The sequence below is a fragment of the Roseateles puraquae genome (assembly GCF_002205845.1).
Lineage (GTDB): Bacteria > Pseudomonadota > Gammaproteobacteria > Burkholderiales > Burkholderiaceae_C > Pelomonas > Pelomonas puraquae.
Genome location: NZ_NISI01000001.1, coordinates 1,469,688 through 1,495,526, shown reverse-complemented (window position 1 = coordinate 1,495,526; position 25,839 = coordinate 1,469,688). Strand labels below are relative to the sequence as shown.

General features: G+C 68.5%; 26 protein-coding genes. 16 read left to right on the top strand and 10 right to left on the bottom strand.

All coding sequences use genetic code 11. The features are described from left to right. Positions 1–44 precede the first annotated feature (44 nt). Entirely contained in the window at positions 45–1,838 is a 1,794-nt protein-coding gene (locus tag CDO81_RS06800; protein WP_088482325.1) for an ABC transporter ATP-binding protein, read from the top strand. Here the strand turns inward: CDO81_RS06800 and CDO81_RS06795 are convergent. From CDO81_RS06795 to CDO81_RS28395, 4 genes are read right to left on the bottom strand one after another with little or no spacing between them, the layout of a single operon-like run. Then, positions 1,810–2,544 (bottom strand): SDR family NAD(P)-dependent oxidoreductase, encoded by a 735-nt coding sequence (locus CDO81_RS06795; protein WP_088482324.1) that lies wholly within the window; start codon positions 2,542–2,544, stop codon positions 1,810–1,812. The genes CDO81_RS06800 and CDO81_RS06795 overlap by 29 nt on opposite strands. Beyond that, positions 2,541–3,296, bottom strand: a complete 756-nt coding sequence (gene ubiG, locus CDO81_RS06790) for a bifunctional 2-polyprenyl-6-hydroxyphenol methylase/3-demethylubiquinol 3-O-methyltransferase UbiG (RefSeq protein ID WP_088482323.1) — start codon at positions 3,294–3,296, stop codon at positions 2,541–2,543. The genes CDO81_RS06795 and ubiG overlap by 4 nt, the downstream gene beginning before the upstream one ends. Next, positions 3,289–3,825, bottom strand: a complete 537-nt coding sequence (locus CDO81_RS28400; protein ID WP_241516871.1) for a demethoxyubiquinone hydroxylase family protein — start codon at positions 3,823–3,825, stop codon at positions 3,289–3,291. The genes ubiG and CDO81_RS28400 overlap by 8 nt, the downstream gene beginning before the upstream one ends. Next, the gene (locus CDO81_RS28395) at positions 3,822–4,202 is read right to left on the bottom strand and encodes a thiol-disulfide oxidoreductase DCC family protein (protein ID WP_193466484.1); all 381 of its coding nucleotides are present in this window, start codon (positions 4,200–4,202) and stop codon (positions 3,822–3,824) included. The genes CDO81_RS28400 and CDO81_RS28395 overlap by 4 nt, the downstream gene beginning before the upstream one ends. 110 nt (positions 4,203–4,312) lie before the next feature. Here CDO81_RS28395 and ubiM point away from each other — a divergent pair, with 110 nt between their 5' ends. Beyond that, positions 4,313–5,470: a 5-demethoxyubiquinol-8 5-hydroxylase UbiM gene (gene ubiM / locus CDO81_RS06780; RefSeq protein WP_088482322.1), complete on the top strand. Its 1,158-nt coding sequence runs from the start codon at positions 4,313–4,315 to the stop codon at positions 5,468–5,470. On the opposite strand, the gene CDO81_RS06775 is transcribed toward ubiM, so the two are convergent. Together CDO81_RS06775 and CDO81_RS06770 are read right to left on the bottom strand one after the other, a co-directional pair. Then, the gene (locus CDO81_RS06775; protein ID WP_088482321.1) at positions 5,471–6,700 is read right to left on the bottom strand and encodes a patatin-like phospholipase family protein; all 1,230 of its coding nucleotides are present in this window, start codon (positions 6,698–6,700) and stop codon (positions 5,471–5,473) included. A 27-nt stretch (positions 6,701–6,727) separates the two neighbouring features. Next, positions 6,728–7,477 carry a phasin family protein gene (locus tag CDO81_RS06770; protein ID WP_088482320.1) on the bottom strand — a complete coding sequence of 250 codons (750 nt, stop codon included), beginning with the start codon at positions 7,475–7,477 and terminating at the stop codon, positions 6,728–6,730. Between the two features lie 187 nt (positions 7,478–7,664). Here CDO81_RS06770 and CDO81_RS06765 point away from each other — a divergent pair, with 187 nt between their 5' ends. The 4 genes from CDO81_RS06765 to CDO81_RS06750 all read left to right on the top strand — a co-directional run bounded on the left by CDO81_RS06765 (position 7,665) and on the right by CDO81_RS06750 (position 12,238). Further along, positions 7,665–9,656 (top strand): SDR family oxidoreductase, encoded by a 1,992-nt coding sequence (locus tag CDO81_RS06765; protein WP_088482478.1) that lies wholly within the window; start codon positions 7,665–7,667, stop codon positions 9,654–9,656. A 61-nt stretch (positions 9,657–9,717) separates the two neighbouring features. Further along, complete coding sequence (locus CDO81_RS06760; protein WP_088482319.1) at positions 9,718–10,263, top strand: GNAT family N-acetyltransferase; 546 nt, start codon at positions 9,718–9,720, stop codon at positions 10,261–10,263. Next, positions 10,260–11,492, top strand: coding sequence for a saccharopine dehydrogenase family protein (locus CDO81_RS06755; RefSeq protein ID WP_088482318.1), 1,233 nt, complete (start codon positions 10,260–10,262; stop codon positions 11,490–11,492). Before CDO81_RS06760 ends, CDO81_RS06755 begins: the two co-directional genes overlap by 4 nt. After that, a complete protein-coding gene (locus CDO81_RS06750; protein ID WP_088482317.1) occupies positions 11,489–12,238 on the top strand; it encodes a nitrilase-related carbon-nitrogen hydrolase in 750 nt (249 codons plus the stop codon). The genes CDO81_RS06755 and CDO81_RS06750 overlap by 4 nt, the downstream gene beginning before the upstream one ends. Position 12,239: 1 nt before the next feature. Here the strand turns inward: CDO81_RS06750 and CDO81_RS06745 are convergent, their stop codons facing one another. Next, positions 12,240–12,725: a hypothetical protein gene (locus CDO81_RS06745; protein WP_088482316.1), complete on the bottom strand. Its 486-nt coding sequence runs from the start codon at positions 12,723–12,725 to the stop codon at positions 12,240–12,242. Positions 12,726–12,853: 128 nt separating this feature from the next. On the opposite strand from CDO81_RS06745, the gene CDO81_RS06740 reads away from it, so the two are divergent. Continuing rightward, complete coding sequence (locus CDO81_RS06740) at positions 12,854–14,716, top strand: DEAD/DEAH box helicase (protein WP_088482315.1); 1,863 nt, start codon at positions 12,854–12,856, stop codon at positions 14,714–14,716. Between the two features lie 4 nt (positions 14,717–14,720). On the opposite strand, the gene CDO81_RS06735 is transcribed toward CDO81_RS06740, so the two are convergent. Beyond that, on the bottom strand, positions 14,721–15,218 hold the full coding sequence (locus tag CDO81_RS06735; RefSeq protein WP_144397154.1) for an outer membrane lipoprotein: 498 nt from the start codon (positions 15,216–15,218) through the stop codon (positions 14,721–14,723). A gap of 96 nt (positions 15,219–15,314) precedes the next feature. Further along, a complete protein-coding gene (locus CDO81_RS06730; protein WP_088482314.1) occupies positions 15,315–15,872 on the bottom strand; it encodes an HNH endonuclease in 558 nt (185 codons plus the stop codon). Between the two features lie 210 nt (positions 15,873–16,082). On the opposite strand from CDO81_RS06730, the gene CDO81_RS06725 reads away from it, so the two are divergent. The 9 genes from CDO81_RS06725 (at position 16,083) to CDO81_RS06685 (ending at position 25,394) form a co-directional block, all read left to right on the top strand. Beyond that, complete coding sequence (locus CDO81_RS06725; protein ID WP_241516900.1) at positions 16,083–16,796, top strand: TetR/AcrR family transcriptional regulator; 714 nt, start codon at positions 16,083–16,085, stop codon at positions 16,794–16,796. 37 nt (positions 16,797–16,833) lie between these two features. Further along, positions 16,834–18,624 (top strand): acyl-CoA dehydrogenase C-terminal domain-containing protein, encoded by a 1,791-nt coding sequence (locus CDO81_RS06720; RefSeq protein ID WP_088482313.1) that lies wholly within the window; start codon positions 16,834–16,836, stop codon positions 18,622–18,624. A 41-nt stretch (positions 18,625–18,665) separates the two neighbouring features. After that, positions 18,666–19,091: a DUF2147 domain-containing protein gene (locus CDO81_RS06715; RefSeq protein ID WP_088482312.1), complete on the top strand. Its 426-nt coding sequence runs from the start codon at positions 18,666–18,668 to the stop codon at positions 19,089–19,091. A 22-nt stretch (positions 19,092–19,113) separates the two neighbouring features. Beyond that, the gene (locus CDO81_RS06710) at positions 19,114–21,510 is read left to right on the top strand and encodes a 3-hydroxyacyl-CoA dehydrogenase NAD-binding domain-containing protein (RefSeq protein ID WP_088482311.1); all 2,397 of its coding nucleotides are present in this window, start codon (positions 19,114–19,116) and stop codon (positions 21,508–21,510) included. An 8-nt stretch (positions 21,511–21,518) separates the two neighbouring features. Next, positions 21,519–22,013: a DUF4442 domain-containing protein gene (locus tag CDO81_RS06705; protein ID WP_241516869.1), complete on the top strand. Its 495-nt coding sequence runs from the start codon at positions 21,519–21,521 to the stop codon at positions 22,011–22,013. An 11-nt stretch (positions 22,014–22,024) separates the two neighbouring features. Then, positions 22,025–23,239 carry an acetyl-CoA C-acyltransferase gene (locus tag CDO81_RS06700; protein ID WP_088482309.1) on the top strand — a complete coding sequence of 405 codons (1,215 nt, stop codon included), beginning with the start codon at positions 22,025–22,027 and terminating at the stop codon, positions 23,237–23,239. Between the two features lie 3 nt (positions 23,240–23,242). Further along, positions 23,243–23,788 carry a DUF1569 domain-containing protein gene (locus CDO81_RS06695; RefSeq protein WP_088482308.1) on the top strand — a complete coding sequence of 182 codons (546 nt, stop codon included), beginning with the start codon at positions 23,243–23,245 and terminating at the stop codon, positions 23,786–23,788. Between the two features lie 119 nt (positions 23,789–23,907). Continuing rightward, positions 23,908–24,672 carry an enoyl-CoA hydratase gene (locus tag CDO81_RS06690; RefSeq protein WP_088482307.1) on the top strand — a complete coding sequence of 255 codons (765 nt, stop codon included), beginning with the start codon at positions 23,908–23,910 and terminating at the stop codon, positions 24,670–24,672. Further along, on the top strand, positions 24,669–25,394 hold the full coding sequence (locus tag CDO81_RS06685) for an SGNH/GDSL hydrolase family protein (RefSeq protein ID WP_088482306.1): 726 nt from the start codon (positions 24,669–24,671) through the stop codon (positions 25,392–25,394). Before CDO81_RS06690 ends, CDO81_RS06685 begins: the two co-directional genes overlap by 4 nt. Here CDO81_RS06685 and CDO81_RS06680 read toward each other — a convergent pair. After that, positions 25,346–25,750, bottom strand: coding sequence for an acyl-CoA thioesterase (locus CDO81_RS06680; RefSeq protein WP_088482305.1), 405 nt, complete (start codon positions 25,748–25,750; stop codon positions 25,346–25,348). The two genes, CDO81_RS06685 and CDO81_RS06680, sit on opposite strands and share 49 nt — an antisense overlap. Positions 25,751–25,839: the final 89 nt, after the last annotated feature.

Sequence of the window (25,839 nt, the reverse complement as noted above, 5' to 3'; positions counted from 1 at the left end):
GAAGGCACCGAGAGGACGGAGCGTGCCGACGATGGAGGTGACCCATGGCCACTGAACGCCCCTGGCAGAGCGTCGGCCTGCTGATGGAGGCCGCGCGCCCCGAGCGCGCGCAGCTGCTGCGCGGTGGCCTGTGGCTGCTCGCGGCGGCCGGGCTGGAAGTGCTGGCGCCCATTCTCGGCAAGCGCTACATCGACCATCACCTGCTGCCCGGCCGCTATGACCTCGGCGAGATGGCCACCCTGCTGGCCCTGATGCTGCTGACCGGCTGGGCCGCGAGCTGGGTGCGGTATGCGCAGCTGTCGCGCATGGCCGGCGTGGCACGGCGCTCGGTGCTGCGGCTGCGCGAGCGCGTCTACGCCCATGTGCTGGCCCTGCCCATGGCCTTCTTCGACAAGGCCATCACCGGCCAGCTGGTCAGCCGCGTCACCAACGACACCGAGGCCGTCAACCAGCTGTACCGGCAGGTGCTCTACGTGATGCTGGACTCGTCCATCGTCGTGGCCGGCTCGCTGGTGGCCATGGCCTTTCTCGACTGGCGGCTGATGCTCATCGTCGCGACCCTGGTGCCGGTCATGGTGGCCATCATCCTGGGCTACCAGAAGCTCTCCGCGCCGGCCGTGGCCCGCACCCGCCAGCTGCGCAGCGAGATCAACGCGCAGATGGCCGAAAGCATGGCAGGCATGGCGGTGCTGCAGGCCAGCGGCGCCGCGGGGCGCTTCGGCGCACGCTTCGAGTCGACCAATGGCGCGCATCGGCTCTCGCGCATCGCCGAGTTGCGCGCCAATGCCTGGCTGCTGCGGCCGGCGCTCGACCTGATGAACGTGCTGCTGCTGGTCACGGTCATCTACAGCTTCGGCCGCCGCGAGCTGGTGGGGCCGCTGGGCGCGATCGAGGTGGGGCTGCTGTATGCCTTCCTGAGCTACATCGCGCGGGTCGTGGAGCCGCTCATCCAGATCACGATGCAGTTCGGCCAACTGCAGCAGGCCATGGTGGCCGCGTCGCGCGTGCGCACCTTGCTGCAGGAGGACGAGCATCGGGGCCCCCCGCAGGATGGTCGACCCATCACGCAGGGCGAACTGCGCATCGAGGGCCTGAGCTTCGGCTACGACCCCGCACGGCCGGTGTTGCAGGGCGTGGACATCCACATCCCCGCTGGCAGCTTCACCGGCATCGTGGGCCACACCGGCAGCGGCAAGAGCACGCTGCTGTCGCTGCTGCTGCGCTTCTACACCGCGCAGCACGGCCGCATCACGGTGGACGGCCAGCCACTCCATGCGGTGCCCGATGCGGCCTTTCGCGACGCCGTGGGCCTGGTGCCGCAGGAGCCGTTCCTGATGTCGGCCAGCGTGCGCGAGAACATTGCCATGGGCCGGCCCGGCATCACCGAGGCCGACATCCAGGCCGCGGCCCGCGCGGCGCGTGCGCATGACTTCATCGAGGCGCTGCCGCAGGGGTATGACACCCGCCTGGGCGAGGGCGGGGCGCGTGTGTCGACCGGGCAGAAGCAGCTCATCGCGATGGCGCGTGCGCTGGCGGGCCGGCCGCGGCTGCTCTTCCTGGACGAGGCCACCAGCAACATCGACAGCGCCACCGAGCGCCTCGTCAGCGAAGCCTTGGCTGAACTTCACGGCCAGGTCACCGTGGTGGCGATCGCCCATCGCTTGTCAACGATCCGCGCGGCGGACCAGATACTGGTGCTCAACCATGGCCATCTGCAAGAGCGTGGCACGCACGAGACCCTGATGGCGCTGGAAGGCGGCCTCTATCGCCGCCTGGTGGAACTGCAGACCTTGGAGAGCGACGAGCCAGTCAGCGAACCAGAGGCCGGATCTTCGTGAAACCACCGTCTACCGGCAGCACCTGGCCGGTGAGGCGGGCGGCCGCATCCGACAGCAGCCAGGCCATGACGCCAGCCACCTCCTCGGCAGTCTGCACGCCACCCAGCGGGTACTGCTTGCCGGCCGCTTCGCGCATGGCGGGTTGCTTGAGCATGGTGGCGGTCATGGGCGTGTCGGTCATGCCCGGGGCGACGGCGTTCACGCGCAGTCCCTGCATCGCGTAGCTGGCCGCGGCGCTGCGCACCAGGGCTTCGATGCCGCCCTTGGCCGCGGCGATGGCCTCGTGGTTGGCCACCCCGATGCCGGCCACCACCGAGCTCACGAACACCGCGGCCCCCGGCTGCGGCGGCTCGCGCAGCGCCTCCACCCAGGCGCCCAGCATGTAGAGCGCGCTGTCGAGGTTGACGCGCAGCACTTCCCGCATCTGCTCGGGCTTGCTGCGGTGCAGGGGGGCGATCAGCGTGCTGCCCACGCAGTGGGCCAGGCGGGTGGGTACGCCGAGCTTTTCGCGGCAGAGCGCGATGGCCGTGGCGGCGCCTTCCGGGGTGGTGGTGTCGGCGGCGAGATGCAGCTGGGCGGGTACGTCGGCCAGTGCAGGGGCATCGCGGCCAACGGCGGCCACCTGCCAGCCCTGGGACTGCAGTTGTGCACACAGCGCGCGGCCGATGCCGCCCCGGGCGCCGGTGACGAGAGCAATGGGGTTCAAGCGGAAGTCTCCTCGGGCGGCCGCACATAGCTGGCCAGGTAGTTGACGGAGGTGTCGCGCGTCCAGTGCGCGTGGTGCAGCACCGGCACATAGCGCATGCCCAGCCGCTCGCGCGGCAGCAGGCCGGCACGCTGGGCGGCGGTGTCGAGTTCGTCCGGCGTGACGAACTGCCGCCAGCGGTGCGTGCCGATGGGCAGCACCCGCAGCAGGTACTCGGCCGCGACGATGGCCAGCAGCCAGCTGCGCGCGGTGCGGTTGATCGTGGAGGCCACCAGCAGCCCGCCGGGTGCGACGGCGGCGGCCACCTGGGCGAGGAAGGCCGGCACGTCATCGACATGCTCCACCACCTCCAGCGCCAGCACCAGGTCGAACCGTTCGCCCGGCTGCAAGGCGGCGGCGGGGTCGCCGTGGCGGTAGTCCAGCCGGGCGGCGACGGCCCGGTCGGCTGCGGCATGGCGGCGTGCGGCGCCGATGTTGCCGGCTGAGGCATCGATGCCCACCACGGTGGCGCCCTCGCGGGCCAGGGCTTCGCTCATCAGCCCACCGCCGCAGCCCACGTCGAGCACGCGCAGCCCGGCGAGCGGCCGGCCGAAATGGCGCTCTGCGGCCTCGCGCACCCAGCGGCCACGCAGGGCTTGCGTGACGTGCAGCGGCCGCATCGGGCCGCGGGCATCCCACCAGGTCGCGCTCCAGGCGTCATAGCGGGCGACCTCGTCAGGGCGGATGGTGCTGACGGCGGGCGTGTCAGACATGGCGGCACACCGAGACGGCCAGGGCAGAACCCGTCCCGACAACGCGGCACCAGGCCCGCATCAGCAGGCCGGGCCGGCCGGCCTGGGCCGCGGCTTCATCGCGGTGGTCGACCTCGTCGCGGCGGCAACCGTCGAGCAGTTCGCGCAAGGGGGCCCAGGCAACTTCGCCGGCCAGGCGATCCACCTGCACCTGGTAGTGCTGGTCGACAAAGGTTTCGACCGCGGCGATGGTGGCATAGACCGCGCGCGGGCCGAACAAGGCGGGCAGGGCGCCGGTCAACCACCCCGCGAGGCGCCACAACGGCAGCAGCCGGCTGTGGTGGGCGTCGGGCAGGCAGGCCTCGATCAGGCCGAGGTGACGCTGCTCGGTGGCCAGGTGACGTTGGGCAAACCCGCGCAGGGCGGGGTCGCGGCTCACCGCCAGCACGCCGCGGTAGATCCAGACGGCGCCGATTTCACCCGCCTGGTCGCTGCGCAGGTCGGCCACCAGCCAGGCCGGCATGGCGGATGGGGTCCAGACGGCGCTCATCGGGCGGGGCGCCAGAGCCGGCGCAAACGAAGGAAGGCGCCGTAGGCCAGGTCCAGCAGGCGCACGATGGCTGGCCGGTCCAGCAGGCGGGCCAGGCGTGCCAGGCGGGGATGCTGGGGCAGGGCGGCCCACATGGCGAGGAAGGCCGCGGCGCCCTGCACCAGGCGGCCATCCGGCAGGCGCAGGTGCAGGCGGGCGAGGGCGTTGTCGCGGTCGAGGTCGCTGCCGAGCGCCTCCGGCGTGCAGGCGCTCGCATCGACCCAGCACACCGCCTCGGCGCCCGCGCCGCGCTGGTACACGGCGATCTCACGCCGGCACACCGGGCAGGCGCCGTCGAAGTAGACGGTGGGCTTGGGAGTGGTCGGGAGCGATGGCATGAGCCGAGATGCTGCCTGCAGCCGGGGAACCCCATGGCGGGCTCGGGAATCCCGGGTGTGCTGACCTGGGTCAAGGTGCTGCCGCCCGCCCCTGCCTAGGCTGTGCGGCCATGAACGACCTTGCCTGCCCCGAACCCCATGTCGTCATCTGCGGCGCCGGCCCCGCCGGGCTGGCGCTGGCCTGCGCACTGCACGACCGCGGGCTGGCCGTGCGGGTGCTGGAGCAGGCCGACGCCGCCGTGCTGGCCGCGCCCGCCGACGACGGCCGTGAGATCGCGCTCACCCACCGCTCGCGTCGCCTGCTGGCCCAGCTTGGCCTGTGGGAGCGCCTGAGCGACATCGCCCCGCTGCGCAGCGCCACGGTGCGCTCCAGCGGCTCGCGGCTGCCGCTGCCTTTTGTGTCGCGTGGGCAGGACCTGGGTTGGCTGGTGGCCAACCACCGCCTGCGCGCGGCGGCCTGGGGCGCGGCCCAGCAGCGGGGCATTGATGTCCGCTGCGGGCAGGTGGTGAACGGGTTCACGCGCACGGCTGACCTGGCGCATGTCGACACCCGCGGCGGCGAACGCCACAGTGCGCCGCTGGTGGTGGCGGCGGACAGTCGCTTCTCGCCACTGCGTCGGCTCGCGGGCATCGGGGCGCGTCATCGCGACTTCGGCCGCAGTGCCTTGCTGGTGCCGCTGGCGCATGAGCGTGACCATGAAGGCATGGCCCAGGAATGCTTCCTGGCCGGCCACACGCTGGCCCTCTTGCCCAAGACGGGCAGGCGCTGTTCAGCGGTCTGGACCGTGGCGAATGCCGAGCTGCCGCGCCTGGCGGCGATGGACGGCGTGGAACTGGCCCTGGCCATCGAGGCCGCGGCCGAGGGCCGTCTGGGCGCGATGCGGCTGGACGGCGAGCGTCATGTCTACCCGCTGGTGGCCGTGTGGGCCGAACGCTTCGTGGCGCCGCGCCTGGCGCTGATCGGCGACGCCGCGGTGGGCATGCATCCGGTCACGGCGCATGGCTACAACCTGGGGCTCTACGGCATCGAGGCGCTGTCGCGCCGGCTCGATGCGGCGCGCGACCCGGGCGAACTCGGCCCCTTGCTGGCCTACGAGGCCGAACACCGGCGCGCCGCCGGGCCACTGTATGCCGGCACGAATGCGCTGGTGCGGTTCTTCACGGACGATCGCGCCCCCGTGCTGGCGCTGCGCCGCGCGGTCATCGATGTCGCCCGGCATCTGCCGCCCGTGCAGGCCGCCATCACGCGCCGCCTGGTGGACGCCTGATCAACGCGCCCGGGCCTCCAGCACGCTGAGGGTGCTGCGCAGGCTACGCAATGCGGCCTCGGTGCGGGTTTCGCCCGGGGCCGGCAGCAACCGTGCCTCGCGGCTGGCCAGCACGTCCTCGCGCAGGCGCAGGCCCGCCCGGGCGAACTTCGGGCGCAGCTCGGCCGCTCGCTCGCGCAGCAGTTCGCGCGTGGCCTGGTAGGCGTGCTCCGCGAGATGGCGGCGCTGGCGGTAGCTGAACGTGTTGGCCATGAAGAGCTCAGCATCCCGCGGATCGGGCTCGAACAGCAGGATGTCGGTCTGCGGGTGGCTCAGCTCGTAGCCGCGCATGCCCAGCTCCAAGCGCGAATGGATGAGGGAGCGGAAGGTCTGCGACAGCACCAGTGGCAGCCCCCCGTCCACCAGCCGGTGCAGGCGCGGCTGTGGCGCGCGGCCCAGGCGGCTGGCCAGCTTGCGGGCCCGGCGCGAACGCGCATCGCGGGAGGTCAGCCGGTTGCTGGCATAGGGCACCAGCGGGTTCAGGCAGATGAGCAGGTCCAGGCCGCGGTCCAGCAGCACCGAGGCGTGCAGGGTCTTCTTGAGGGCGCCGTCGACATAGGTGCGGCCGTTGATCTCCACCGGCGGGAACAGCCCCGGCAGGGCTGCGCTGGCCTGCACGGCCTGGGAGATGGGCACGTGGTCCCAGCCCTCGGCGCCGAAGGGGATGGCTTCGCCGCTGTCCAGGTCGGTCGCGACGAGGATGAGGCGGCGCCGCAGCCGCCGGAAGTCATTGCTGCGGCCGGGCCGGGCGAACACCTGCTGCAGCGCCTCGCCGAAGCGCTCGCTGGACAGCAGGCCAGTGGGCAGGGCCCGCCCCAGGCGTTCAACCGCGCCAAGCACCGAGCGGCCTTCCAGCAGCACCTCGCGCGCCGCATCACGCAGCAGCCGTGGCACCTGGCGCAGCCGCGCGCCGAACTCGGCCCAGGCCGGCTGCAGCAGCTCGGCCGGGTCGAAGCGATCCGGCGGCTCGGCGGTGTTCTCGATGAAAGCCGCGCAGAGCTCGCGCGGCGTCATGCCGTTGGCCAGGCCCGCGGCCATGAAGCCGCCGGCACTGACGCCGATGTAGCCATCGCAGGCGGTGAAGTCCAGGCCCTCGACGGCCTCCTCCAAAGCGCAAAGGGCGCCAACTTCATAGATGGCGCCCAGTGGGCCTCCGCCGGCCAGGGCCAACCCGATGCGTGGTTGGCTCATGGTGCAGAAAGGTCAGTCAGGCGCGGTTCAGGCCTGGGCCGGCTTCTCGGCAGCGGCCGGGGCCGGCGCGGGAGCGGCGACCTTCTTGGCGGCCGGGGCCTTCTTGGCGGGGGCCGCCTTCTTGGCCGGCGTCGCCGCCGCCTTGGCAGCCGGCGCCTTCTTGGCCGGCGCGGCCTTCTTGGCGACGGTCTTGGCCGCCGTCTTCACGGCAGCCTTCACCGGCGCGGCGGCCTTCACCACCGCCTTCTTGGCAGCAGGCGCCTTCTTGGCGACGGCCTTCTTCACGGCAGCGGCCTTCTTGACGACGGCCTTCTTGGCCGCCTTGGCGGGCGTGGCCTTCTTCAGGCCGGCCGACACGGCCAGGGCGTCGATGCGCTTGATCAGGCTCTCGACGTCGCCGGCCGAGGGCACGCCCAGGCTCTTGAGTGCCTTGGCCACGCGTTGCTCGAAGATGGTTTCGAGCTTGTCCCAGTGCTGGCCGGCCTTGGAGCCGACGTCACCGGCCATGCCGCTGACCTTGCTGGCGACGGCGCTGAGCTTCTCTTCAGCGGCGGATTGGGTCTTCTTCTGCAACTTGAGTCCTTCCGAGACGAGGGCCTCGAAGACCTTGGAGCCTTCGCCCTGGGCCTTGGCGAAGGAGGCGAGACCGGCGGCCCAGATCTGCTGGGCGCTGTCCTTGACGTTCTTGGCCATGTCGCTGTCGAGCAGGCCGGCGGGGAAGGGGGTGGCTGCTGCAGCCTTCTTCTTGTCAGCCATCTTCTGGAGCTTCTTGACCATGTGGGGTGTCCTTGCAGTTGAGCGAATTGCCGGTGGGACTGTAGCGGCGCAGCCCCGTGATGGCGCGTTCAATCCTAGTGAGTGCGCTCTACGATGGGGCGCCGGCCGACCCGGGAAAGTGCGCAGCGGATCGTCATGCGCCGTGGTGAAGAATCGGCCCGACAACTTCGACAAGCAGGAGACCCGCATGCAGTATTTCGTCACCGGCGCGACCGGCTTCATCGGCAAGCGACTCGTCAAGAAGCTGCTGGCCCGCCGCGGCAGCACGGTCTACTTCCTGATGCGCGAGGAAAGCGCCGCCAAGCTGCCCGATCTGCTCGCCTACTGGGGCGTGGGCAAGACGCGCGCGATCCCGGTCTACGGCGACCTCACGAGCAAGAAGCTCGGTGTGGCGACTGACGTCATCAAGAGCCTCAAGGGCCAGATCGATCATCTCTACCACCTCGCCGCGGTCTATGACCTGAGCGCCGACGAGGAAGCGCAGACTGCCGTCAACATCGAAGGCACGCGCAGCATGGTGGAGTTCGCGCAGGCCATCGATGCCGGCCATGTGCACCACGTCAGCTCCATCGCCGCCGCGGGCCTGTATGAAGGCGTGTTCCGCGAGGACATGTTCGACGAAGCCGAGAACCTCGATCACCCCTACTTCCTGACCAAGCACGAGAGCGAGAAGATCGTTCGCAAGGAGTGCAAGCGGCCCTGGACGGTGTACCGCCCCGCGATGGTGGTGGGCGACTCCACCACCGGCGAGATGGACAAGATCGACGGGCCTTACTACTTCTTCAAGCTGATCCAGCGCATGCGCCAGATCCTGCCGCCCTGGATGCCCAGCGTCGGGCTGGAGGGCGGCCGGATCAACATCGTGCCGGTGGACTTCGTCGTCGACGCGCTCGACCACATCTCCCACAAGGTCAGCAAGGGTCAGGGCTGCTACCACCTCGTCGACCCCAAGGGCTACCGCGTTGGCGATGTGCTGGACATCTTCAGCAAGGCGGCGCATGCGCCCAAGATGAACCTCTTCATCAACGCGGCGTTGATGGGCTTCATCCCCAAGAGCGTCAAGAAGGGCCTGATGGCGCTGGCGCCGGTGCGCCGCATCCGCAACGCCGTCATGAAGGACCTCGGCCTGCCCGAGGACATGTTCACCTTCATCAACTACCCCACGCGCTTCGACTGTCGCGACACCGAGGCCATGCTCAAGGGCAGCGGCATCGCCTGCCCCGACCTGAAGGACTACGCCTGGCGGCTGTGGGACTACTGGGAGCGTCATCTCGACCCGGCGCTCTTCATCGACCGCTCGCTCAAGGGCGCGACCGGCGGCAAGGTGGTGCTGGTGACGGGCGGCTCCTCGGGCATCGGCCTGGCGGCCGCGATCAAGTTCGCCGAGGCCGGCGCGATCACCCTCATCTGTGCGCGTGATCAGGTCAAGCTCGATGAGGCCGTGAAGGAGATCAAGGAAAAGGCCGGCAAGCAGGCCCAGATCCATGCCTTCGCCTGCGACATCGCCGACGAAGAGGGTTGCGCGTCGCTCATCGAGTGGTGCACGACCAACTTCGGCGGCGTGGACTTCCTGATCAACAACGCCGGCCGCTCCATCCGCCGCGCCATCGAGAGCAGCTACGACCGCTTCCACGACTTCGAGCGCACCATGCAGCTGAACTACTTCGGCTGCCTGCGCGTGACCATGGGTTTGCTGCCCGGCATGGCGGCCAAGCGGCGTGGGCATGTGGTGAACATCAGCTCCATCGGCGTGCTCACGAACGCGCCGCGGTTCTCGGCCTATGTGGCCTCCAAGGCCGCGCTGGATGCCTGGACGCGCTGCGCGTCCAGCGAGTTCGCCGACACCGGCATCACCTTCACCACCATCAACATGCCGCTGGTGCGCACGCCGATGATCGCGCCCACCAAGATCTACAACAACGTGCCGACGCTGTCGCCCGAAGAGGCGGCCGACATGATCGCCGAGGCCTGCATCAACAAGCCGGTGCGCATCGCGACCCGCCTGGGCATTTCGGGCGAGTTGCTGCACGCGGCGGCGCCGCGCATCGCGCAGATCGTCATGAACACCAGCTTCCGCATGTTCCCCGACAGCGATGCGGCCAAGGGCGAGAAGGGCAAGGGCGGCCTGTCGCCCGAGGCCATCGCACTGCAGCAGATGATGCGGGGTATTCACTTCTGACGAGGCACACTCTCGTTGCGGCCCGGCTTCGGCCGGGCTTTTTTGTTCAGGGACCGACACCATGCTCAGAGGACAACGCGTCGGCCTGCGCCACGTGACCGAGGACGACCTGCCTTGGCTCAAGCGCACCACCGGCGACCCGCAGATTCGCGGCCCCTTCATGGGCACGCGCATGATGACGCCGCACACCGTGGAGCAGCGTTGGAAGGACAACGGTTTCTCGGGCGAGGACGCCGAGCGCCTGCTGATCTGCCACCTGCTGGATGGCAGCGTCATCGGTGACGTCATGCACTTCACAGCCGCCCGCTACACCACGGCACGCGAGATCGGCTGGACGCTGGCCGACGTGGCCATGCGCGGCCAGGGGCTGGCCACCGAGGCGGCGAGTCTGCTGGTCGATTACCTGTTCGAGAACTGGCCGGTGAACCGGTTGTCGTGCGGCATGTCCGTGCACAACCATGCGTCGCGGCGCGTGGCCGAGAAATGCGGCTTCAAGCACGAGGGCGTCCAGCGCGGCATCGTGTTCGTGGCTGGCGAGTATGTGGATTGCCATTCGCTGAGCCTGCTGCGCAGCGACTGGCTGGCAATGAAAGGCCGCAGCGAATGAGCCGCGACACCCGTGAGTTCGATGTCATCGTGTTCGGCGCCACCGGCTTTACCGGGCGGCTGGTGGCCGAGTATTTGCACCTGAGCGGCGCCGACGGCGCGCGCTGGGCGATTGCCGGGCGCAACCTCGACAAGCTCGGGCAGGTGCGCGACGCCTTGCACCTGCCGCCGTCAGTCGCGCTGCTCAAGGCCGACGCGGCAGACCCCGCGGCGCTGAAGGCGCTGGTGGCTCGCACCCGGGTCGTCATCACGACGGTCGGGCCGTATCAACTGCACGGCGAGCCCCTGGCCACGGCCTGTGCCGAGGGCGGCACCGACTATGTGGACCTCTGCGGCGAGCCGCTGTGGATGGCGCGCATGACGACGCAGCTCACGCCGCTGGCGCAGCGCAGCGGCGCGCGCATCGTGTTCTCCTGCGGCTTCGACTCCATCCCCTTCGACCTGGGCGTGGTCTACCTGCAGGCCGAGGCGCAGGCGCGTTTCGGTGCGCCGCTGCCCGAGGTGCGCGGCCGCGTCGCGCGACTCAAGGGCGGGGCTTCGGGCGGCACGCTGGCCAGCATGATGGAGACCATCGAGGCCATCCGGCGTGAGCCGGCGTTGGCCAAGGTGATGGTCAACCCGTTCTCGCTGGCCGGCGGCTTCAAGGGGCCGAAACAGCCGCACGACCAGGGCGCCGACTTCGACGACTGGGCCGACGCCTGGACCGGCCCCTTCGTGATGGCCACCATCAACACCAAGAACGTCCATCGCAGCAATGCGCTGCGCGGCCATCCCTGGGGCGAGGGCTTCGTCTACAGCGAGAAGATGTTGACCGGCAAACCCGGGCAGGGCGACAAGGGCCGCAAGAAGGCGCTCGCGCTGGCGCGTTTCACCAAGCTGCAGAACCTGGCCTTGGGCTTCACGCCGACGCGCGCGCTGCTGCGGCGCTTCGTGCTCACGCAGCCGGGCGATGGCCCGAATGCCGCAGCGCGCGAGGCGGGGCGCTACGAGGTGTGGTTCAGCGGCAAGGCGGCGGACGGCCGGATGCTGCGCGCCGTCGTCAAGGGCGACCGCGACCCCGGCTATGGCTCGACCTGCAAACTCATCAGCGAGGCGGCGCTGTGCCTGCTGCGAGACGTGGATCGCTCCGCCACGCCCGGAGGCGTCTGGACTCCGGGCAGCGCGATGGGCCTGGCCCTGGTGCGGCGGCTGCATGCACGGGCCGGGCTGACGTTCGAGATCGCGGCGTGACGCGGCGCCGCTGGGCGATCGCCCAGCCGCGCATGCACTGGACGCTGGCGGGCAATCTCGCCGAAACCCTCGCCGCGCTGGAGGCCGCAGCGGCTGCGGGTGCCGAGGGCTGTGCCTGCACTGAGCTTGCGCTTACCGGCTTTCATCGGCGCCTGCCGGACCTGCTGGACGCAGCGGCGCTGGCCGAGGCCGAGGCGCAACTGCGTGCGACCTGTGCACGCCTGGGGCTGGCCGCGGCTGTCGGGCTGCCGACGCTCACGCCGCAGGGCCGTGTGTTCAACAGCCATGTGTACATCGATGCGGACGGGCAGGAGGTCGGCCGCGTGCACAAGCGCGGGCTGACGCCGAGCGAGGCCAGCTTGTTCGCTCCGGGGAGTGCGCGGGGCTGGTTTCGCCTGGCCGGCTGTCAAGTGACGTCGGTGCTGTGCCGGGAGATGCTGGACGGCGATGCATTGCGGCACGAACTGCAGGCGGCGCCGGACGAGGGGCCGCGGCTGATCTTCTGGCCGAGCTACATCGGGGAGTCCGACGCCGAACAGGCGGCACTGTGCGCGGCTTACCGCGCAGGCGCCCGCCGTATGGCCGTCGAGCTCGGTGCCTGGGTGTTGCAGAGCAACTGGGCCGAGGGCCTGAACCTGCCGGGGCCGCAGGGCTTTGGCGAGAGTGTGGTGATGGCGCCGGATGGGCGGTGCCTGATCACGCTGCCGCGTGACACCGCGGCGCTGGAGATCGTCGAGCTGGGCTGAGTCAGTCGCGCCCGGCTGGCCGCTCGAAGCCGGCGTCCACCCACTGCTCCGCAGCGCTCTGGCTGAGGCGGAAGTTCGCAGCCACCTTGACCTGGGCCAGTTGCTCGCCTGCCGCATCGTGGGCGCGGAGCCAGGCGTAGGGGTCGTCCTCTGCGGGCACGATCTCCAGCGATACTTTCGTCCACTGGCCATCGCGCGCGACGTAGAGCGCCTTGTTCAGCTGGGCGTGTAGCTGCTGCTCGTGGCGGCGGATGACCTCGGAAGCCGTTTTCACGAGCGTGTTGAAGGCATTGACATCCAGCGGCTTGGGGTTCTTCTTGTCCCGCCCCATCGTCCACGGGCCCACCAGCGCCGGCTCGCTCTCGCCCGCCTTGTACATGGCGACCGCCCAGCCTTCATCGTCTTCGTTCTTGATGACCTGGGCGGTCCAGCCGTTGTCGCGCCACAGGCGCGCTTCATGCAGAGGTTCGTCGTCGGGAGCAGACATCGGCGTAGCAGTGAGCAAAGCCCGTGATTGTGGCCGGGTTGGGCGCGAGGGCCAGGGGATGGTGTCATGCGCGCGGCCATTGCTGCTCCAATAGGTTCTGCCGCTAACGACAATTCACAGGGGCAGGCATGGCGATTTTTCCGCAAGGGCTCACCAACGTCGATCAGCGCTGCAACGCGGGCGAGCGCCGGGTGCTGCATCAGCTGCGGCGCTGCCTGGGTGACGACCACCTCATTTGGCACAACGTGCCTCTCGGCCCGCGTGCGAGACAGCCTGATTTCGTCGTGCTGGGGCCGCGCCAGGGTGTGCTCCTGCTGGAGGTGAAGGACTGGAAGAGGGGCACACTGGCCCGTGCCACCCGCGACAGCGTGAGCCTGCTGACCGCGCGCGGGCCAGTCACGGAGGCCAATCCGCTGCGGCAGGCGCGGGACTATGCGATGGAGCTCGCCCAACTCATGCAGGCCGATCCCATGCTTGTCCACGGCAGCGGGCCGTTCCGAGGGAAGTTGATCTTTCCTTATGGATGGGGCGTGGTCTTCTCGCACCTGACGGCAGCAGATGTGGCCGGGACGGATTTCCGGGAGCTGTTCCCCGAGCATCAGTGCCTGTTGAGGGATGAGCTGTCAGAGTCGATGGAGGCTCAGGCGTTTGGCGAGCGCCTGGGTCGCATGTTCACGGTCGCCTACCCGCACACGTTGAGCCTGCCGCAGCGGGACCGTATTCGATGGCATCTTTTCCCTGAGCTGCGCATGGGTGCCCAGTCCGCGCTCGATCTGTCGGACGAGCCCGGGGGCATCGCGCTGCCAGACTTGCTGGAGGTGATGGACCTGCAGCAAGAGCAGATTGCCCGCACGCTGGGCGAGGGGCATCGCGTCATCCACGGTGTGGCGGGATCGGGCAAGACCATGATCCTGATCTACCGGGCCCAGCATCTGGCGCAAGCCGCTCGCCCCGATCGGCCGGTGCTGGTCCTGTGCTTCAACCGCTCTTTGGCTGACCGGATCGAGGCGCAGTTGCGCCAGCGCGGTGTCGACGAGCGAGTGCAGGTGTCCACCTTCCATGGCTGGTGCCAGGATGTGGTCAGGAGTTACCAGCTGGACGTGCCCGCCCCGGCAAATTCGCCGCAGTATTTTCAGGAGCTGGTCCTCGCGGTGGACCGTGCCTTGGCCTCGGGTTTCGTACCGAGAGGGCAGTACACGGCGCTGCTGGTCGACGAGGCTCACGATTTCGAGGACGACTGGCTCCGCATGGCCGTGCGCCTCGTGGACCCGGCCACTCACAGCCTACTGGTGCTCTACGACGACGCGCAGAGCATCTACCAACGCCGCCGCCGCCAGTTCAGCCTGGCCAGTGTCGACATCCAGGCCAAGGGGCGCACCAGCATCCTGAAGTTGAACTACCGAAACACCGCCGAGGTGCTCAGTTTGGCGGTGCACTTTGCGCAAGGTTTGTTGCAGGCGCCAAGCGACGGTACGGCTGTGGAGGGCGCCATTCCGTTGGTTCAGCCAGCGACGGCCGGACGCCGCGGTGCCATGCCCGTGCTGCAACGGGTGGGCGATGTGCGCGAGGAAGTTCTGAGCGTGGCGGACCGCGTGATCTCTTGGCTCGAGCAGGGTCGCGACCCTTCCGACATTGGGGTGCTGGCACGCACGAAATACATGCTCCAGCCCATCGAGCGGGAACTACTGCGCCGTCGAGTGCCCGTGCAATCCATGGGCAGCCGCGCCGCGCGTGCCTTTGATTGGCAATCACCCAGCGTGAAGCTGATGACGCTTCACAGCGCCAAGGGTCTGGAGTTTGCGGCCGTGCAGGTGGTCGGGCTGCAGGCGCTGCCGATGAAAGACGAGTCGCTGGAAGACGCGGCGCGTTTGCTTTACGTGGGCATGACGCGTGCCACACACGAGCTGGCATTGTCGGCGTGTGGGCCGTCCCAGGTCGTGGAGCGCCTGCAGCAGTCGCTGGTCAGCGTGCGGCAGGCGCTCGGAGGCTGAAAAATCAGCTGTTCGACGCCGGAGCGGGCGCCGGAGCCGTGACGGCCGGCGCGCGCGTCACGCGGGTCTTGCCGCCCGTGGTGACCAGCACGACGGGGTCGCCGCTGTTGAAGCTCTCGTTGCCCTTGGCCTGGATGATGGCGCGACGCTCGCCGTTGCGCAGCTGGACGATGATCTCCAGGGCATCCTCGCGGGTGGCGCTGCGCTCGATGGCGTTGCCGATCACGGCACCCGCCACGGCGCCCAGCACGCCGACCACCTGGCCTTCGCGGCGCCCGCCAACCGAGCTGCCGGCGATCGCGCCGGTCACGCCACCGGCGACGCCGCCGATGCCGCTCTGCGAGCCATCCACCACCACCGGGCGGGACGACAGCACGGTCGCGTCCTGCACCTGAGACAGCCGCTGCGCATCACCGCGTTGGACCACGTCAGGGCTGGTGGTGGAGCAGGCCGACAGCGCCAGGGCGGCGACCAGGGTGAGGGAAGTCATGAGCTTGGACATTCGAATCTCCTAGGGCAAAGCACATGCCCAACGTGTCGAATTGTCCTCGGGTTGACGGCTTGGCGCCGCCCGCTGCAAGTATTTACGACGGAGGTGTCAACCGTGCAAACGCGAGGTGCGCGGCACGCTGGCCAGCAGGAAGTCCATCTGGTCGGCCAGGATGCGGCGTCCGCGCAGGATCATGTCTTCATGCAGGCTGGGCACGTAGGGTAGGTAGAGCAGGCTCATGTGGGCCTCCTCAGGCATCCGGTTGCCCTTGCGGCCGTTGCAGGACTTGCAGGCGGTGATGCAGTTCATCCAGCTGTCCTGGCCGCCGCGGGAGGTGGGCTGGATGTGTTCGCGGGTGAGGTCTTCGGGCAGGTAGCGGTGGCCGCAGTAGGCGCACACGAAGCGATCGCGCACGAACAACTTGCTGTTGGTGAGCGCGGGCGCCTGCCGCCATGCGCGGCTGGGCACCGCGCCGCGCACCGCGATGATGGGGTGCACCTCAATGCGGGACTGCTGCCCCGACACACGTTGCAGGCCACCCCGCAGCACCTGGCAGGGGTCGCCGAGCGTCCACGCCACCCCATCGCTGGCGTAGATCACGGCCGCTTCGCGCGTGGTGATCCAGGCCTGGGGCCGGCCGGAGACATCGAGTTGGAGCACATCCACAGAGCACACCTCCTCCCAGGAGCCTAGCGAGAACCGGGCCAGGGCTCAAGCGCGGGGTCATGACAAGCGGGGCGACCCCGGGTCATCCCTAGGTTCGTGGCAGTTTTAGGCACATCACCCTAGGATTTACTCGGACCAAGCTGGCGCTGTCACGGGCGTGACCTGCAAAATAGAACGATCGTTCGTTTTATTCCTGCCCGTGTGAGCACGCTGACCGACACCCTCAAGAAAGCCGCCCCGCTGCGCGCCGCCAAGCCGGCTCGCGTGGCGCGCTCGCTGCAAAAGGGCCAGCAAACGCGGGCCGCCATCCTCGAAGCCGCGCTCGGCCTGGCTTCGCACATGGGCCTGGAGGGCCTGTCCATCGGTGCGCTGGCTGATGTGACGGGCATGAGCAAGTCCGGCGTTTTCGCCCACTTCGGCTCGCGCGAGGAACTGCAGATCGCCGTGGTGACCGAATACCACGCCAAGTTCGAGGAAGAAGTCTTCTTCACCGCCATCCGCGAGCCGCGGGGCCTGCCGCGCCTGCGTGCGATGTTCGAGCGCTGGGTGCGCCGCGTGTCGGTCGAGGTGGACTCGGGCTGCATCTACATCAGCGGCGCCGTCGAGTTCGACGACCGGCCGGGCCCGGTGCGTGATGCGCTGGTCGGCATGGTCAAGGCCTGGCATGACGCGCTGCACAAGGCCATCGTCCTGTCGGTGCAGGAAGGCCATCTGCGGGCCGACGCCGACGTTGACCAGATCGTCTTCGAGCTGCATGGGCTGATCCTGTCCCTGCATCACGACGCGCGCTTCATGCGCATCCCCGGCGCCCTGTCACGCGCCGGCAACGGTTTCGAGCGAACCATCCAGTTCTATGCCACGCCGCAGGGGCTGGAGGTTGATCGCAACCGTTCCCCATCCAAGACCGGCGCCGCACGGCGCTGACCGATTCACCACCCCACCGTAGTCCCAGGAGTAACCGATGCCCCAGTACACCCCGCCCATGCGTGACATGCAGTTCGTCATGCACGAGCTGCTGAACGTCGTCGACGAACTGAAGATGTTGCCCGGCCACGAGGACATCGATGCCGACACGATCAATGCGGTGCTCGAGGAAGGCGGCAAGTTCGCTGCCGAAGTCATTGCCCCCATCAACCTGAGCGGCGATGCCGAGGGCTGCACCCTCGACAAGGCCACCCACGAGGTGAAGGCGCCCAAGGGCTTCAAGGAAGCCTACAAGCAGTACGTCGAAGGCGGCTGGCCGGCACTCTCCTGCGATCCCACCTACGGCGGCCAGGGCCTGCCGCACACGGTGAACCAGTTCTTCTACGAGATGCTGAACTCGGCCAACCAGGCCTGGACGATGTATCCGGGCCTGAGCCATGGCGCCTACGAGGCCCTGCATGCCCACGGCACGCCCGAGCAGAAGGCGCTCTACCTGCCCAAGCTGACCAGTGGCGAGTGGACCGGCACCATGTGCCTGACCGAGCCGCACTGCGGCACCGACCTGGGCCTGCTGCGCACCAAGGCCGAGCCGCAACCCGACGGCACCTACAAGATCACCGGCGCGAAGATCTTCATCTCGGCCGGCGAGCACGACCTGGCCGACAACATCGTCCACCTGGTGCTGGCCCGCCTGCCGGACGCCCCCGCGGGCTCCAAGGGCATCTCGCTCTTCATCGTGCCCAAGTTCCATGTGAACGCCGACGGCAGCCTCGGCGGCCGCAACCCGATCTTCTGCGCGGGCCTGGAGCACAAGATGGGCATCCACGGCAACGCCACCGCACAGATCGTGCTGGAAGGCGCGACCGGCACGATGGTCGGCGAGCCCAACAAGGGCCTGGCCGCGATGTTCGTGATGATGAACGCCGCCCGCCTGGGCGTGGGCAACCAGTCGCTGGGCCTGACCGAAGTGGCCTACCAGAACGCCGTGGCCTACGCCAAGGACCGCCTGCAGATGCGCGCACTCTCCGGCCCGAAGGCCCCGGACAAGGCCGCCGACCCCATCATCGTGCACCCCGACGTGCGCAAGATGCTGCTGACCGCCCGCGCCTTCGCCGAAGGTGGCCGCATGCTGCAGGGCTACACCGTGCTGCAGCTCGACAAGGCGCTCAAGAGCGACGATGAGGACGAGCGCAAGGAAGCGGACGCCGAAGTCGCGCTGCTGACGCCCATCATCAAGGCCTTCATCACCGACAACGGCTGGCTGGCCACCTCGCACTGCCTGCAGGTCTACGGCGGCCACGGCTTCATCCACGAGTGGGGCATGGAGCAGTTCGTGCGCGATGCGCGCATCAACATGATCTATGAAGGCACCAACACCATCCAGTCGCTGGACCTGCTGGGCCGCAAGGTGCTCGCCAACAACGGCGCCACGCTGAAGAAGTTCGGCAAGAAGATCGCTGCCTTCATCGAGGAAGAGGGCACCAACGAAGCCATGCAGGAGTTCGTGAACCCGCTCGCCGACCTCGGCGACAAGGTCAACAAGCTCACGCAGGAAATCGGCATGAAGGCCTTCGGCAACCCCGACGAAGTCGGCGCCGCGGCGGTGGACTACCTGCGCGTGGTCGGCCACATGTGCTTTGCCTATTTCTTCGCGCAGGCCGCCAAGATCGCGCTGGCCAAGAAGGACTCGGGGGACCCGTTCTACACCGCCAAGCTGGCCACGGCGCGCTTCTACTTCGCGAAGCTGCTGCCGGAGACGGCCACGCTGATCCGCACCTGCCGCGCCGGCCTGAAGCCGCTGATGGAAATGGACGAGGCGCTGTTCTGACGCCCAGGGCTCATCGACACACATCACAACGAGGAGACACGATGAAAGCCCTGATCGCCACCGCCCTGCTGCTGCCTGGCCTTGCGTTCGCGCAGGCCACGCCGATGGGGCTGTGGAAGACCATCGACGACGATGGCAAGACCGCGAAGTCGCTGGTGCGCATCACCGAACAGGGCGGCGCCCTGGTTGGCAGCATCGACAAGCTGCTCGACCCCAAGGACCCCGGCGACGCCAAGTGCGACAAGTGCAAGGACGACCGCAAGGACCAGCCGGTGGTCGGCCTGCAGATCATCCGCGGCGTGAAGGCTGAAGGTGACGGCATCTGGGGCGGCGGCGAGATCCTCGACCCCAACAACGGCAAGACCTACCGCACGCGCTTGAAGCCCGTGGACGGTGGCAAGAAACTGGAGATGCGCGGCTACATCGGCCCCTTCTACCGCACGCAGACGTGGATCCGCGTCGAGTGAACGAAATCCCAAGGAGAAATCAATGAGTCGATTCCAAGTCCGCAAGGTCGCCGTGCTCGGCGCCGGCGTGATGGGCGCGCAGATCGCCGCCCACCTCGTCAACTGCAAGGTGCCGGTCGTGCTGTTCGACCTGCCCGCCAAGGAAGGCCCCAAGAACGGCATCGTGACCAAGGCCGTCGACGGCCTGAAGAAGCTCAAGCCCGCACCGCTGGGTGACGCTTCTGAAGCCGCGTTGATCCAGCAGGCCAACTACGAAGAGCACCTGGAGCTGCTGCGCGGCTGCGACCTCGTCATCGAGGCCATCGCCGAGCGCATGGACTGGAAGCTCGACCTCTACACCAAGATTGCGCCGTTCGTGGCTCCGCACGCCATCGTCGCGTCCAACACGTCGGGCCTGTCCATCACCAAGCTGTCCGAGGTGCTGCCCGAGGACATCAAGCCGCGCTTCTGCGGCATCCACTTCTTCAACCCGCCGCGCTACATGGCGCTGGTGGAGCTGATCAACACGCCGACGACCCAGCCGCAGATCCTGGACCAGCTGGAAGCCTTCGTGACCACCTCGCTCGGCAAGAGCGTCGTGCGCGCCCACGACACGCCCAACTTCGTGGCCAACCGCGTCGGCATCGCCGGCATGATGGCCACGATGATCGAGGCCGAGAAGTTCGGCCTCACCGTGGACGTGGTGGACGACCTGACCGGCAAGAAGCTCGGCCGCGCCAGCTCCGGCACCTTCCGCACCGCCGACGTGGTGGGCCTGGACACCATGGCCCACGTCGTCAAGACGATGCAGGACAACCTGAAGGACGACCCCTTCTACAGCACTTACGCCACGCCGGCCGTGCTCGCGGGCCTGATCCAGAAGGGCGCGCTCGGCCAGAAGACCGGTGCCGGCTTCTACAAGAAGGTCGGCAAGGACATCCAGCGCCTGGACTTCGCCACGGGCGAGTACGTCGCCGGCGGCAAGAAGGCCGACGAGATCGTGGCCCGCATGCTCAAGAAGCAGCCGGCGGATCGCCTCAAGCTGCTGCGCGAAAGCAGCAACCCGCAGGCCCAGTTCCTGTGGGCCATCCTGCGAGACAGCTTCCACTACTGCGCGGTGCACCTAGCCACCGTGGCCGACACCGCACGCGAGATCGACTTCGCGATGCGCTGGGGCTTCGGTTCGCAACAAGGCCCGTTCGAGCTGTGGCAGGCCGCTGGCTGGAAGCAGGTCGCCGAGTGGATCGCTGCCGACATCGCCGATGGCAAGACCCTCTCCAGCGCCCCGCTGCCCGCGTGGGTGACCGAGGGCCCGGTGGCCGAAGCGGGTGGCGTGCACACGGCGCAAGGCTCCTGGAGCGCTCTAGAGGCCAAGTTCAAGCCGCGTAGTGAACTGCCGGTCTACAGCCGCCAGGCCTTCCGCGAAAGCCTCTTCGGCACCGGCGCGGCCGATCCGCTCAAGAGCGGCACCGAGCTGTTCAAGAACGACGAAGTGCGCGTCTGGACGCTGGATGGCCAGGTCGTCATCGCCTCGATCACCGCCAAGCTGCACCTCATCAGCCCGGCCGTGACCGAGGGCCTGCTCAAGGCCGTCGAGATCGCTGAAGCGGACTACAAGGGCCTCGTGATCTGGTCGCCGGACGACGTGTTCTCGGCCGGTGCCAACCTCGAGAGCCTGATGCCCGTCTTCATGAAGATGGGCAGCAAGGGCATCGCGCCCGAAGAGAAGAAGCTGCAGGACATGATGCTGCGCCTGCGCTACGCCGCCGTGCCGGTCGTGGCCGCGATGCGTGGCCTGGCCCTGGGCGGCGGCGCTGAACTGGCGGTGCACTGCGCCCGCCGCGTGGCGCACGTCGAGAGCTATGTGGGCCTCGTGGAAGTGGGCGTGGGCCTGATCCCGGGCGGTGGCGGCCTGACCTACATCGCCCGCCGCGCCGCCGAGATGGCCGCGGCCGGCAATGCCGGCGCCGACATCCTGACCTTCCTGAAGGACGGCTTCCTGACCGCGGCCACGGCCAAGGTTGCGACGTCGGCCCATGAAGCGAAGAAGAATGGCTTCCTGCTGGACAGCGACATCATCGTTCCGCACAAGGACGAACTGCTGCACGTGGCGACCGCCACAGCGCTGGGCATGAGTGAGGCCGGCTACCGCCCGCCGCACAAGGCCGTGTTCCCGGTGGCTGGCCGCAGCGGCATTGCCACCATCAAGGGCCAGGTCGCCAACATGCGTGACGGCGGCTTCGTCAGCGCCCATGACTACCACCTGGCCGCGGCGATCGCCGACGTGGTCTGCGGCGGCGAGGTCGAGGCGGGTTCGCTGGTGACCGAGGAGTACCTGATGGCCCTGGAGCGCAAGCACTTCTGCTCGCTGCTGGACAACCCCAAGACGCAGGAACGCATCATGGGCATGCTGCAAACCGGCAAGCCGGTCCGCAACTGAGATCCACCGTGAACCGGCTTCAACGCACCCTCGCAAAGTTGGACGGCCTGCCGTCTGCGTTGCGTGGACCGGCGCGCAACTTCGCGTTGCGGCGCGCCGTGCCCTTCACCGGCACGGCGTCGCTGGACTTCGTCGCGCTCACGCCCGAGCGCAGCGAGATCCGCGTCGCCAACCGGCGGCCAGTGCAGAACCACATCAAGGGTGTGCATGCGGCCGCGATGTCGCTGCTTGCTGAAACCGCCACCGGCATGGTGGTGGGCATGAATGTGCGTGACGACTGCCTGCCGCTGTGCAAGTCGCTGCAGGTGAACTTCCGCAAGCGTGCTACCGGCGGCCTGGTCGCCAAGGCGCACCTGACGGCAGCGCAGCGCCAAGCGATGGCGAATGAAACCAAGGGCGAGGTTACGGTCGCCGTGACCGTGACCGACGAAGCCGGCATCGAGCCGATCGAGTGTGAATTTGTCTGGGCCTGGGTGCCCAAAGAGAAAAAGCCCCAGGCTTGAAAGGAACCAACATGAGCAAGCAAGTCCAAGACGCCTACATCGTCGCCGCCACCCGTCTGCCCATCGGCAAGAGCGGCCGGGGCTACTTCAAGAACACCCGCCCGGACGAGATGCTCGTCAAGGTGATGCAGGCCGCGCTGGCCCAGGCCCCGGGCCTGGAAGCCAAGGCGATTGAAGACGCCATCGTCGGCTGCTCCTTCCCCGAAGGCGAGCAGGGCATGAACATCGCCCGCGTGGCCTCCGTGCTGGCCGGCTTCGGCCCGACCGTGGGCGGCGTGACGATCAACCGCTACTGCGCCTCGGGCATCACCGCCGTGCAGATGGCCGCCGACCGCATCCGTGTGGGCGAGGCTGACGTGATGTTCGCCGGCGGTGTCGAGTCGATGTCGATGATCCCGATGGGCGGCAACAAGCCGTCCCTGAGCCCGCTGATCTTCGAGAAGGACGAGAACATCGGCATCGCCTACGGCATGGGCCTGACGGCCGAGAAGGTTGCCGCGCAGTGGAAGATCAGCCGCGAGGCGCAGGACGCGTTCTCGGTGGAGTCGCACCGCCGTGCTGTGGCCGCCATGCAGGCCGGCTACTTCGATGCCGAGATGACGCCCTTCGACGTGATCGAGCGCACGCCCAACCTGGCGGATGGCACCATCAACATCAAGACCCGCACCGTCAAGCTCGACGAAGGCGCGCGCCCTGACACGTCGTTGGAAGGCCTGGCCAAGCTCAAGCCCGTGTTCGCCGCCAAGGGCAGCGTGACGGCCGGCAACAGCTCGCAGACCTCCGACGGCTCCGGCGGCCTGATCATCGTCAGCGAAGCCGCGCTCAAGCGCTACAACCTGACGCCGCTGGCCCGCTTCGTGTCCTTCGCCGTGCGCGGCGTGCCGCCCGAGATCATGGGCATCGGCCCGATCGAGGCGATTCCTGCCGCGCTGAAGGCTGCTGGCATCTCCGCCAAGGACCTGGACTGGGTGGAGCTGAACGAAGCCTTCGCCGCGCAGAGCCTGGCTGTGCTGAACGACCTGGACAGCAAGGGCATCGAGCTCGACCGCGCCAAGGTCAACCCCAACGGCGGCGCCATCGCGCTGGGCCACCCCCTGGGCGCCACGGGTGCCATCCGTGCCGCGTCGGTCATCCACGGCCTGCGCCGCACCGGCGGCAAGTACGGCATGGTGACAATGTGCGTCGGCGCCGGCCAAGGCGCTGCCGGCATTTTCGAAAGGTTGTAAGGCATGGATCGACGTCGCGCTCTCAAAACCTCCGCGGTATTGCTCGCGACGCCGGTCGCGGCCACGCAGCTCGTGGGCTGCAGTGGCCGCCTCAGCCATTTCGTCACCTGGCAGCAGGGCCAGCAGGCGGTGCTGGACCTGCTCTTCCGCGAGCAGGTCGTGCAGGGCAACCCCTGGAACCTGAGCCAGGTGCTGCAGCATCTGGCGCAGAGCATCGAGTTCTCGATGCAGGGCTTCCCGGCCCTCAAGGGGGCGTGGTTTCGCTCCACGCTCGGGTCGGCGGCGTTCACGGTGTTCAACGCCCGTGGCGCGATGAGCCATGACCTGTCGGAGCCGATTCCCGGCGCCCCTGCGCTGGACGCCGCCCAGGCGCTCAAGGTGTCGGTGCAGCGCCTGCTGGATGCCATGGAGGCCTTCGCCAACTTCAACGGCACGCTGCGTCCGCACTTTGCCTATGGTGAGCTGACCAAGGTCCAGTATGAGCGTGCACACCTGATGCACCTCGCCAACCACTGGACCCAGTTCCAGCCCAAGACCGCCACCGCCTGACGGTCACCTCAGGATCCAGCCACAGAGGCACAGAGCCGCAGAGAGAATCGCGTGAAGCCGCCTCTGTGTCTCTGTGCCTCTGTGGCTGTGTTCTTTGCCCTTCGCACCAGGAACCCTTCATGACCATCAAGACCTACACCGTTAACGGCGTGGCGACGATCGAGATCGCCCGCCCCGAAAAGAAGAACGCCATCACCCAGGCCATGTACCAGGCCATGGCGGATGCCTTGCGTGCTGCCGACCAGGACGCCACCGTGCGGGCGGTGCTCATCACCGGTCAGCCCGGCATCTTCACGTCGGGCAACGACCTCGAAGACTTCATGGCCGCGCCGCCCCGCGATGCCGAGGCGCCGGTCTTCCAGTTCATGCATGCGCTGGTCAACAGCACCAAGCCGGTGGTGGCGGCCGTGACCGGCGCGGCCATCGGCATCGGCACGACGCTGCTGCTGCACTGCGACCTCGTCTTCGTGGCCGATGACGCCCGCCTGGCCATGCCCTTCGTCGGCCTGGGTCTGGTGCCGGAATTCGCCTCCAGCCTGGTGGTGCCTCAGCTGATGGGCAACCGCCGCGCGGCCGAGAAGCTGCTGCTGGGTGATCCGTTCACCGGCGAGCAGGCGGTGGAATGCGGCATTGCCAACCGCGTGTTGCCGGGCAGCGAGGTGGTCAACCATGCCCGCCGCGTGGCCGAGCGCTTCAACAACCTCGCGCCGGGTGCCGTGCGTGACAGCAAGCGCCTGATCCGCGAGCCGCAGCAGGAAGCCGTCAAGGCCGCCATCGCGCGTGAAGCCGAGATCTTCGGCGCGCGCCTGCGCAGCCCTGAAGCCATGGAAGCCTTCCAGGCCTTCTTCCAGAAGCGCGCGCCGGACTTCTCCAAGTTCCAGTGATCGCAAGAGTCCTGCTCGGGCCGCTGCTGCTCTGGCAGGGCCGGCAGGTGCGTGCGACCGCGTTGCGCCTGCCCGAAGCGGCGGGGCCGCGCGCGCAGCCGGGCGGCACGCTGCGCGTGCTCCTGGTGGGTGATTCATCCGCGGCCGGTGTGGGGGCGGCGCACCAGCAGGAAGCCCTGGCAGGTCGCTTGAGTGAAGCGCTGGCTCGCCGCACCGGCCAGCCCGTCGGCTGGCAGTTGGTCGCCACCAGCGGCCACCGCACCGAGCAGGCGCTGGCCGCACTTCAGTCCGCCGAACTCGCGCCGGCCGATTTGCTCGTGACGGCCCTGGGTGTGAACGACGTGGTGGACCAGGTGCCGGCAAGCCATGCCCTGGCTGCGCTGCGCGACATCCATCGCATCGCTGCCGAGCGCGCAGGCGTGCGCTTGAGCATCCACTGCGCAGCGCCGCCGATGCAGCACTTTCCCGTGCTGCCGCAGCCTCTGCGCTGGTTCTTCGGGCAGCAGGCGGCGCGGTTCAACGCCGCGCTGCAAGCCCACGTGGCGGGCGAACCCGGCCGCCAGGTGCTGCACCTGCCCGCGGCGATGCAGCGGGATGCGGCGTCCCTGATGGCGGCAGACGGCTTTCACCCCGGCCCCCGCGGCTATGCGCTGTGGGCCGAGGCCCTGGCCGATCAGGCGATGACGGGCCTGGGCTTGCCGTCGCGGTCGATGGCCACGTAGGTGAGGTTGGCCTCGGTCACCTTGACCACCTGCGGCGCTTCGGGGTTGCGCTCGGCATAGACCTCCACATGCACCGTCACCGAGGTGCGGCCCACGCGGGTGACGGTGGCGTAGAAGCTCAGCAGGTCGCCGATGGACACCGGCTGCTTGAAGATGAACTCGTTGACGGCCACCGTCGTGATGCGGCCCTTGGACAGCCGTGCCGGCAGGATGGAGCCGGCGATGTCGACCTGCGCCATGATCCAGCCGCCGAAGACGTCGCCGTTGGCATTGGCATCCGCCGGCATGGGCATCACGCGCAGCACGAGCTGGCGCCCTTCGTGGGTGGCAGGAGCGGGGGTGGTCTGATCGGTCATGGTGAGTACTGCAATGAAGGTGGAATTGTCGGTGCAGCCGCTTCAGCCGCGGCGACGCTGTCAACGCCAATGCAGGAACCGTTCCACAC

Coding starts and splice junctions, on each gene's coding strand:
- CDO81_RS06700 (WP_088482309.1), top strand. CDS start 22,025: ATGAGCAAGCAAGTCCAAGACGCCTACATCGTCGCCGCCACCCGTCTG.
- CDO81_RS06765 (WP_088482478.1), top strand. CDS start 7,665: ATGCAGTATTTCGTCACCGGCGCGACCGGCTTCATCGGCAAGCGACTC.
- CDO81_RS06755 (WP_088482318.1), top strand. CDS start 10,260: ATGAGCCGCGACACCCGTGAGTTCGATGTCATCGTGTTCGGCGCCACC.
- CDO81_RS06745 (WP_088482316.1), bottom strand. CDS start 12,725: ATGTCTGCTCCCGACGACGAACCTCTGCATGAAGCGCGCCTGTGGCGC.
- CDO81_RS06735 (WP_144397154.1), bottom strand. CDS start 15,218: ATGTCCAAGCTCATGACTTCCCTCACCCTGGTCGCCGCCCTGGCGCTG.
- CDO81_RS06775 (WP_088482321.1), bottom strand. CDS start 6,700: ATGAGCCAACCACGCATCGGGTTGGCCCTGGCCGGCGGAGGCCCACTG.
- ubiG (WP_088482323.1), bottom strand. CDS start 3,296: ATGTCTGACACGCCCGCCGTCAGCACCATCCGCCCTGACGAGGTCGCC.
- CDO81_RS28400 (WP_241516871.1), bottom strand. CDS start 3,825: ATGAGCGCCGTCTGGACCCCATCCGCCATGCCGGCCTGGCTGGTGGCC.
- CDO81_RS06770 (WP_088482320.1), bottom strand. CDS start 7,477: ATGGTCAAGAAGCTCCAGAAGATGGCTGACAAGAAGAAGGCTGCAGCA.
- CDO81_RS06740 (WP_088482315.1), top strand. CDS start 12,854: ATGGCGATTTTTCCGCAAGGGCTCACCAACGTCGATCAGCGCTGCAAC.
- CDO81_RS06715 (WP_088482312.1), top strand. CDS start 18,666: ATGAAAGCCCTGATCGCCACCGCCCTGCTGCTGCCTGGCCTTGCGTTC.
- ubiM (WP_088482322.1), top strand. CDS start 4,313: ATGAACGACCTTGCCTGCCCCGAACCCCATGTCGTCATCTGCGGCGCC.
- CDO81_RS06680 (WP_088482305.1), bottom strand. CDS start 25,750: ATGACCGATCAGACCACCCCCGCTCCTGCCACCCACGAAGGGCGCCAG.
- CDO81_RS06690 (WP_088482307.1), top strand. CDS start 23,908: ATGACCATCAAGACCTACACCGTTAACGGCGTGGCGACGATCGAGATC.
- CDO81_RS06695 (WP_088482308.1), top strand. CDS start 23,243: ATGGATCGACGTCGCGCTCTCAAAACCTCCGCGGTATTGCTCGCGACG.
- CDO81_RS06710 (WP_088482311.1), top strand. CDS start 19,114: ATGAGTCGATTCCAAGTCCGCAAGGTCGCCGTGCTCGGCGCCGGCGTG.
- CDO81_RS06760 (WP_088482319.1), top strand. CDS start 9,718: ATGCTCAGAGGACAACGCGTCGGCCTGCGCCACGTGACCGAGGACGAC.
- CDO81_RS28395 (WP_193466484.1), bottom strand. CDS start 4,202: ATGCCATCGCTCCCGACCACTCCCAAGCCCACCGTCTACTTCGACGGC.
- CDO81_RS06720 (WP_088482313.1), top strand. CDS start 16,834: ATGCCCCAGTACACCCCGCCCATGCGTGACATGCAGTTCGTCATGCAC.
- CDO81_RS06800 (WP_088482325.1), top strand. CDS start 45: ATGGCCACTGAACGCCCCTGGCAGAGCGTCGGCCTGCTGATGGAGGCC.